Raw genomic sequence first — 7,360 nt, forward strand, 5'->3', positions numbered from 1 at the left:
CGTCGGGCCCGGGAGGGGCGCCGCCCCCGGCAGGGGGGCCGGCCCGCCGGACCCGGCGTGCAGGGGGGTGACCGGGCGCGCCGGGTCGGAGCGCAGGACGCCGAGGAGGCGGCGCATGTCCGCGAGGGCCGTCCGCCCCGTCTCGGACACGGTCGACAGCGCCCGCTGCGCCGCCGCCGGGTCGGCCGTCGCGGCGTACCGCCCGCCGTCGGCCTGGGCGATGATGACGGAGAGGGAGTGGGCGACGATGTCGTGCATCTCCCGGGCGATGCGAGCCCGCTCGGCGGCCGTCGCGATCTGCGCCTGCTGGTCGCGCTCGACCTCGAGCCGCTGGGCCCGGTCGACGAGCGCCTCGATCGTCTCCCGCCGGGAGCGGCGGGCCAGACCGAACGCCCACACCGCGAGGAAGGTCACGCCCCCGAAGGTCGAGGAGAACACGACCGTCATCGCGAGGTCGGCGAGACGGCCCGTCTGCAGGCCCAGCGCGACGCCGAGCACGAGCGCGCCGAAGAGCGCGGACACGATCGCGGTGCGGTGCGCCCAGCGCGGCCCGTAGACGGTGACGGAGTACAGCGCCACGAGGACCGCGAAGTCGGCCGGCATGAGGAGCAGGTAGCCGAAGAGGAGATGGCCAAGGGCCGCGGCGAAGACCGCCACGACGGACACCACCGGACGCGTGCGGCGCCAGGGGAGCGGGGCGAGGACCGCGATGGCCCAGAACGCGCCCCACCAGCTGCTGAGGTTCGCGCCGACCGCGCCCGCGTTCGGCGCGAAAGCGGCCGACGACGGGACGAAGACGAGCGCGACGACGAGCGTCGCGGAGAGGTCGACGCCGAACCGGTGCCTGTCGGACCACTGTCCGAGGCGTGCGTACCACCCCATGCACCAAGGGTAGGCAGGACGAGGTCGTGGGGACGTCAGACCTGGGTCGCAGACAGGTCGCGACACGATGGGCCCGAAGTCGTACGGATGCCCTAGCATGAGCGAATGACCCACGTACTGCTAGCGGAGGACGACCCGGCGATTGCCGAACCTTTGGCACGTGCGCTGACTCGTGAGGGTTACGACGTCGTCGTCCAAGGAACCGGTCAAGGAGCGATCGACTCCGCGAACGCAGCGGACATCGTGGTGCTCGACCTCGGTCTGCCGGACATGGACGGCCTCGACGTCGCGCGCGAGATCCGTCACAAGGGTCTCACCACGCCCGTCCTCGTGCTGACGGCGCGGGCGGACGAGGTGGACCTCGTCGTCGGTCTCGACGCCGGTGCGGACGACTACGTGACCAAGCCTTTCCGTCTCGCGGAGCTCCTCGCACGCGTGCGGGCGCTGCTGCGCCGCAGCCACGGCGAGACGGGCGACGAGGAGGACCTCGGCGCGCAGGACGTGCGCATCGACGTCTCGGCGCACCGTGCGTTCCAGGGCGAGCGCGAGCTGCACCTGACGACGAAGGAGTTCGAGCTCCTGCGCGTGCTCGTCGCCAACGCCGGGTCCGTCGTCGTCCGCGACGCGCTCATGCGCGACGTGTGGGGCTCCGAGCCGGTCGGCTCGACGAAGACGCTGGACATGCACGTGTCGTGGCTGCGCCGCAAGCTCGGCGACGACGCGAACGCGCCGCGCTACATCTCGACGGTCCGCGGTCTCGGTTTCCGCTTCGAGACCGGCGAGAGCTGACGCGACCGCGCGGTACGGGGAGGTCGAGGAGCAGCGTGCGGCGGCGGATGCTGCAGGCGACGGTGGCGGCGGTCGCCGTCGCGGTGATCCTGCTGGGGTTCCCGCTCGCCTTCTTCGGGGCGCAGCTCGTCCTGCAGAGCGAGGCGGACGAGGTGCAGGCGCGCGCCGACCGCCTCGCGACGCGCATCGACCGGCGCCTCGCGGCCGACGAGGAGATCCCCGACGTCATCATCGAGGACGCCGTCCAGTCCTCCGGCGCGGACATCGCCGCGTCCGTCTACGTCCAGCTGCCCGACGGGACGGTCCTGCGCGCCGGCGAGGACGTGACCGGCCGGGAGATCCGCAAGGTCGCGACGTCGGAGACCGGCGCGATCGTCGACGTGTCCGTCTCGTACTGGGCTGCCTACTGGACGGCCGCGCAGGTCGTCATCCTCGTGGTCGCGGCCTCGGTCGTGGCGTTCGCCGCGGGGATCGGGATGGCCGTGTGGCAGGCGAACCGGCTGTCCGCGCCCCTCGTGTACCTCGCGGCCTCGGCGGAGCAGCTCGGCTCCGGGCAGGTGCGGCCCCGCGTCGAGCCCTCCGGGGTCGAGGAGATCGACCTCGTCGCGGCCGAGCTCGCACGCAGCTCGGACCGGCTCGCCGGCCGGCTCGCCGCCGAGCGGCAGTTCGCCGCCGACGCGTCGCACCAGCTCCGCACGCCGCTCACCGCGCTGAGCATGCGGCTCGAGGAGATCTCGCTCGCGTCCGACGACCCCACGGTCCAGGAGGAGGCGCGGATCTCGCTCGAGCAGGTCGAGCGTCTCGTCGGGGTCGTCGACGACCTGCTCGCCGCGTCGCGCAAGTCCCAAGGCGGCACCACCGAGGCCGTCGACCTGCTCGACGTCGTGCGCCAGCAGGAGGAGGAGTGGTTGCCGACGTTCGAGAAGGCCGGCCGCCGCCTCGTCGTCGACATCCCGCCCCGCTGCCAGGTGCTCGCGACGCCCGGGGCGCTCGCCCAGGTGCTCGCGACCCTCATCGAGAACTCGCTCAAGCACGGAGGCGGCACGACGACGGTCCGCGCCCGCCCGTCCGGGTCGAGCGGGGCGGTGGTGACCGAGGTGTCCGACGAGGGCCCCGGCGTGCCGGACGACCTGGCCCCCCGGATCTTCGAGCGCGAGGTCACCTCGGGCGCGGGCACCGGGCTCGGGCTCGCGCTCGCCCGCGACCTCGCCGCGGCCGACGGCGGCCGGCTCGAGCTCGCGCAGCGCAGGCCCCCGGTGTTCGCGCTGTTCCTCGCGGGCGTGCCGCGCCGTCTCGACCCGCGCGTCGTGCTGCCCATGGGCACGGCCGTCCCCGCGGGCCGGCGGCGTCGCCGCCGGCGCTGACGTCCGCACGGTCGGCTCTCGGGCGGGTGCGGCCGGACGGGATCCCGCCGGACGGGCTCCCTCGGACGGACTTCTCAGACGGACGCGGTCGTCGCGGGCGCGGGTTCCGTGGTCGCGGGCGCAGGGTCCGGCGCGTCGTCGGGAACCTCCGGCCCCGCGGACCCCGCGGGCGTCCCCGTGAACACGAGGTGCCGGTAGGCGACGTACCGGAGCGCCGTGCCGAGGGCGAGACCCACGACGTTCGCCGACACGTTCTTGGCGAGCGGCGACGTGAGCCCGAGCACGTAGGTGCTGAACGCCAGGCACCCGACCGCGATCAGCATGCCGCCGACGTTGACGACGACGAAGGCCGCGAGCTCACGCCCGCGCGTCGCGGTGCGGCGCGAGGCGAACGTCCAGTGCCGGTTGCCGAGCCACGCGACGAGCGTCGCGACGGCGACGGAGACCACCTTGGCGGTCAGCGGCTTGTGCCCGAGGATCTCTCCCGGGCCGAAGCTCAGCAGGTTGAACAGCCCCAGGTCGACGACGTACGCGACCGCGCCCACGGAGCCGAACTTCGCCAGCTCGCGCACGCGGTCGGCGATGCGCTGCCGCGGCGCGGACGGGACGGGGGCCATCCGTCGAGGGTACAAGCCGCGCCCGGGAGCCGTCCCGGGGAGGGCAGCGGGGCGGGGCCCGCGGGCGCAGGCACTAGGGTGGGTGCACGTGGCAGCACCAGTGATCGCGGTGGTCGGCGGCGGACAGCTCGCACGGATGATGGCCCCGGCGGCCGGAGAGCTCGGCGTGCACCTGCGCGTGCTCGTCGAGGCGCCCGGGACCTCGGCGGCCCAGGTGGTCGCGGACGCGCCGGTCGGCGCGGCGTCCGACGAGACCGCGGTCCGCGCGCTCATCGCCCCGTCCGGGGGCGAGCCCGCCGCCGTCCTCACGTTCGAGCACGAGCATGTGCCGAACGCGCTGCTCACCGACCTCCTCGAGCACGGCACCCCCGTCCGGCCCGGCCCGGACGCGCTCGTGCACGCGCAGGACAAGATCGTCATGCGCCGCCGCCTCACCGAGCTCGGCGTGCCGTGCCCCCGCTGGGCCGCGCTGCCCACCGAACCCGACGCCGCGCGCGCGGCCCTCGCGGACTTCCTCGCGGAGGTCGGGGGCGAGGCCGTCGTCAAGACGTCGCGCGGCGGCTACGACGGCAAGGGCGTGCGCGTCGTGTCCACGGCCGGTGGGGGAGCGGACCAGGTCGCCGAGTGGATCGACGCCGCCGCGGCGGGCGGGCCCGCGCTCCTCGTCGAGGAGAAGGTGCCGTTCGTGCGCGAGCTCGCCGTGCTCGTCGCGCGCCGCCCGTCCGGCGGCGCGGACGGCCGCGGCGAGGTGCGGACCTGGCCCGTCGTGGAGTCGATCCAGCGCGACGGCGTGTGCGCCGAGGTCATCGCGCCAGCGCCCGGGCTCTCCGACGCCGACGCCGAGCGCGCCCGCGACGCCGCCGTACGCATCGCCGAGGGCCTCGGCGTGACGGGCGTGCTCGCCGTCGAGATGTTCGAGGTCCCCGCCGGCCCCGATGACGACGGCACGCGCGTCCTCGTCAACGAGCTCGCCATGCGCCCCCACAACTCCGGGCACTGGACCATCGACGGCGCCGTGACGAGCCAGTTCGAGCAGCACCTGCGCGCCGTGCTCGACCTCCCGCTCGGCGACACCGCCGCGACCGCGCCCTGGACCGTCATGGCCAACGTGCTCGGGTCCACGCTCGACGAGCTCACCGACGCGCTGCCCGACGTGCTCGGCGCCCACCCCGACGCCAAGGTGAACCTCTACGGCAAGGACGTGCGCCCCGGCCGCAAGCTCGGCCACGTCAACGTCAGCGGCGACGACCTCGACGAGGTCCGACGTCGCGCCCTCGCCGCCGCCGCGATCCTGCGCGGCGAGGACCCCTCCCGCACGACCGACCAGGAGCAGCGACCGTGACCGAGAACCCGATCGTCGGCATCGTCATGGGGTCCGACTCCGACTGGCCCGTCATGCAGGCCGCCGCCGACGCCCTCGCCGAGTTCGACGTGCCCGTCGAGGTCGACGTCGTCTCCGCGCACCGCATGCCCGTCGAGATGATCGACTACGGCCGCACCGCCGCCGACCGCGGGCTGCGCGTCGTCGTCGCCGGCGCCGGAGGAGCGGCCCACCTGCCCGGCATGCTCGCGGCCGTCACGCCGCTGCCCGTCATCGGCGTCCCCGTGCCGCTCAAGCACCTCGACGGCATGGACTCCCTGCTGTCCATCGTCCAGATGCCCGCCGGCGTCCCCGTCGCCACCGTGTCCGTCGGCGGCGCGCGCAACGCCGGCCTGCTCGCCGCGCGCATCCTCGCGTCGGGGACGGACGACGCCGCCGCACGCCTGCGCGAGCGGATGGTCGCGTTCCAGCACGAGCTGGGCGAGCAGGCACGCGCGAAGGGCGCGCGGCTGCGGGAGTCGCGCGCCGACGCCTGACCGTGCTCCGGCGTCGCGGGTACGAGATCTGTGACCGGCGCAATGACGGTGCAAGACGCTGATCGCCGGGAACACAACCACGGTATGAACGGTCCCCGGCATGCCCAACGAAGACGCGCTCCTGCATCGATCGCTGTCGCGACGAGCGTGGCCTTCGTGCTCAGCTGCACGGCCTGCGGGCCTGCGCGCGTTACTCACGCGCCTCCAGCGGCAGCGACAACCGCCTCTGCACGTCATGTCGAGACAGGGTCGGCGTCGATGGCACCCCTCAGCTACACCGTCGTGCCACAGACGGACCCGGTCTACGCGGCGGTGGTCGAGGCGTCACAGAGCCGTGCGCAGGGGGACCGATCCGCGCCGTATGCCGTCCGTTCGAAGGCGTCCGACGAGATCGTCGTCGTGACGTTCGGCAGCTCGACATGTCCCTCGGTGCCTCGCTTCGGCCTCTGGGGAGACGGCGACGCCTTGACCTCTGCCGCGTATCACATGGAGATCGGTTCGGCGGTGCTCGGGAACGAAGCCGAGGACGCCGAAGTTCAGGCATGTACCGACGATCTCCAGGCGACCGTCTTCCGTGTCGTGGTCGGCGACGTGCCGAGCGGAGACCTCCGTGTGGTGTTCCGGCAGACGATCCAGGCGGGCATGACGGTCCTTCCCGCGACAGCGACTGATGACGGCCGCTGAGGGGAAGACGCTACTGAGGCATACCGCCGACCTGACCCGGGGAGAGCGCGCCCTCGCGCAGGTCTGACCAGAACTGCGGGGCGAGCTCGGGGTCGAGCTGCACCGTCGACCCGATGTTCCCGGGCCGGTAGTCGGAATTGCCGATGGGCGGCGTGCCGGTGACGCCGTCCGGCCCGTTGGCCGCGCGGAACGCGAGCGCGAGCTTCCCGAGGTCGACGACTCCTGTGCTCTTGTCGACGGTGAGCGCGCCGATCCCCGCGTCGAGGAGCGAGACCTGGTCCGCGGGCCGGAACAGGATGCTCGGGTCGGCGGCCTTCGCGCTGATCGCGCCGATGACCTGGCGCTGCCGCTCGGCGCGCCCGATGTCGCCCTTCGGGTCCGAGTACCGCATGCGCGAGAACGCGAGCGCGGTGTGGCCGTCCGCGACGTGGCACCCGGCGGTCCACACGAGCTCGCTGCGGGGGTCGTTCACGTCGTAGTCGAGGCACAGCTCGACGCCGCCGATCGCGTCGACGATGCCCTCGACCCCGCCGAACCCGATCTCGACGTAGTGGTCGACCGTGAGCCCGGTGAGGCCCTCGACGGTCCGCACGAGGAGCGGGGCCCCACCCCAGGAGTACGCCGAGTTCAGCTTCGCGGGACCGTTGTCCGGGACCTCCGCGTAGGTGTCGCGCGGGAGGCTGATGAGCGCGACCGGGCCGCTCGACGGTGCGTGCAGGAGCATGATCGTGTCCGTCCGGGCGCCTTCGGTCCCGTCCTCGCTGATCCCCTCGCCGCGCGCGTCGGACCCGGCGAGCAGGTAGGTGTTCCCGGGAGTCCCCGGGGCGCCGGAGAGCGCCTCGACGTGCTCGAGCTTGCCGTTCGCCCAGACGAGGAGTCCGATCGGCCACGCGAGCAGCCCGGCGAGCACGAGGCAGGCGACGAGCGCCACGACCCGCCCCTTGCGCACGCGCACACCGCCGCGGGGAGGGCCCGCGCCGGGACGCCCGTCGCCGGGCCGTGTCGGTCCCGCGGGCCGGGGCCGTGCCGACGGACTCCCGGTGGTGCGCTGACGCCCTGCTGCCGGGGTTGACGCGTGCGGTGACGACGAGACCCGAGCCGGGCTCGCCGTCCGAGCCTGGCGGGACGGCGCGACCGACGGCGGGAGCGCGTCGGCGGGCTCGGCCC

General features: G+C 74.0%; 8 protein-coding genes. 5 read left to right on the forward strand and 3 right to left on the reverse strand.

Going from position 1 to position 7,360, the window contains the following annotated elements; translation table 11 throughout:
- Nucleotides 1–882, reverse strand: an 882-nt coding sequence (locus JZ5iCDA_RS13915; RefSeq protein ID WP_253182099.1) for a sensor histidine kinase, incomplete at its 3' end; no start/stop codon positions are given.
- 105 nt (nucleotides 883–987) lie between these two features.
- On the opposite strand from JZ5iCDA_RS13915, the gene JZ5iCDA_RS13920 reads away from it, so the two are divergent.
- Nucleotides 988–1,671: a response regulator transcription factor gene (locus JZ5iCDA_RS13920; protein ID WP_069387709.1), complete on the forward strand. Its 684-nt coding sequence runs from the start codon at nucleotides 988–990 to the stop codon at nucleotides 1,669–1,671.
- Nucleotides 1,672–1,706: 35 nt separating this feature from the next.
- A complete protein-coding gene (locus tag JZ5iCDA_RS13925) occupies nucleotides 1,707–3,035 on the forward strand; it encodes an ATP-binding protein (RefSeq protein ID WP_069387710.1) in 1,329 nt (442 codons plus the stop codon).
- Nucleotides 3,036–3,109: 74 nt separating this feature from the next.
- Here JZ5iCDA_RS13925 and JZ5iCDA_RS13930 read toward each other — a convergent pair whose 3' ends face one another.
- The gene (locus tag JZ5iCDA_RS13930; RefSeq protein WP_069387711.1) at nucleotides 3,110–3,652 is read right to left on the reverse strand and encodes a GtrA family protein; all 543 of its coding nucleotides are present in this window, start codon (nucleotides 3,650–3,652) and stop codon (nucleotides 3,110–3,112) included.
- Nucleotides 3,653–3,740: 88 nt separating this feature from the next.
- Here JZ5iCDA_RS13930 and JZ5iCDA_RS13935 point away from each other — a divergent pair, with 88 nt between their 5' ends.
- The 3 genes from JZ5iCDA_RS13935 to JZ5iCDA_RS13945 all read left to right on the forward strand — a co-directional run bounded on the left by JZ5iCDA_RS13935 (nucleotide 3,741) and on the right by JZ5iCDA_RS13945 (nucleotide 6,193).
- On the forward strand, nucleotides 3,741–4,994 hold the full coding sequence (locus JZ5iCDA_RS13935) for a 5-(carboxyamino)imidazole ribonucleotide synthase (protein ID WP_069387712.1): 1,254 nt from the start codon (nucleotides 3,741–3,743) through the stop codon (nucleotides 4,992–4,994).
- A gap of 26 nt (nucleotides 4,995–5,020) precedes the next feature.
- Nucleotides 5,021–5,509, forward strand: a complete 489-nt coding sequence (gene purE / locus JZ5iCDA_RS13940; protein ID WP_069387714.1) for a 5-(carboxyamino)imidazole ribonucleotide mutase — start codon at nucleotides 5,021–5,023, stop codon at nucleotides 5,507–5,509.
- 258 nt (nucleotides 5,510–5,767) lie between these two features.
- Nucleotides 5,768–6,193 (forward strand): hypothetical protein, encoded by a 426-nt coding sequence (locus tag JZ5iCDA_RS13945; protein ID WP_069387713.1) that lies wholly within the window; start codon nucleotides 5,768–5,770, stop codon nucleotides 6,191–6,193.
- 10 nt (nucleotides 6,194–6,203) lie between these two features.
- Here JZ5iCDA_RS13945 and JZ5iCDA_RS13950 read toward each other — a convergent pair whose 3' ends face one another.
- On the reverse strand, nucleotides 6,204–7,142 hold the full coding sequence (locus JZ5iCDA_RS13950; protein ID WP_253182100.1) for an LCP family protein: 939 nt from the start codon (nucleotides 7,140–7,142) through the stop codon (nucleotides 6,204–6,206).
- Between the last annotated feature and the right edge of the window lie 218 nt (nucleotides 7,143–7,360).

The sequence above is a fragment of the Cellulosimicrobium cellulans genome, from assembly GCF_001722485.1.
GTDB classification, from domain to species: domain Bacteria; phylum Actinomycetota; class Actinomycetes; order Actinomycetales; family Cellulomonadaceae; genus Cellulosimicrobium; species Cellulosimicrobium cellulans_A.

Coding starts and splice junctions, on each gene's coding strand:
- JZ5iCDA_RS13920 (WP_069387709.1), top strand. CDS start 988: ATGACCCACGTACTGCTAGCGGAGGACGACCCGGCGATTGCCGAACCT.
- JZ5iCDA_RS13930 (WP_069387711.1), bottom strand. CDS start 3,652: ATGGCCCCCGTCCCGTCCGCGCCGCGGCAGCGCATCGCCGACCGCGTG.
- purE (WP_069387714.1), top strand. CDS start 5,021: ATGGGGTCCGACTCCGACTGGCCCGTCATGCAGGCCGCCGCCGACGCC.
- JZ5iCDA_RS13945 (WP_069387713.1), top strand. CDS start 5,768: ATGGCACCCCTCAGCTACACCGTCGTGCCACAGACGGACCCGGTCTAC.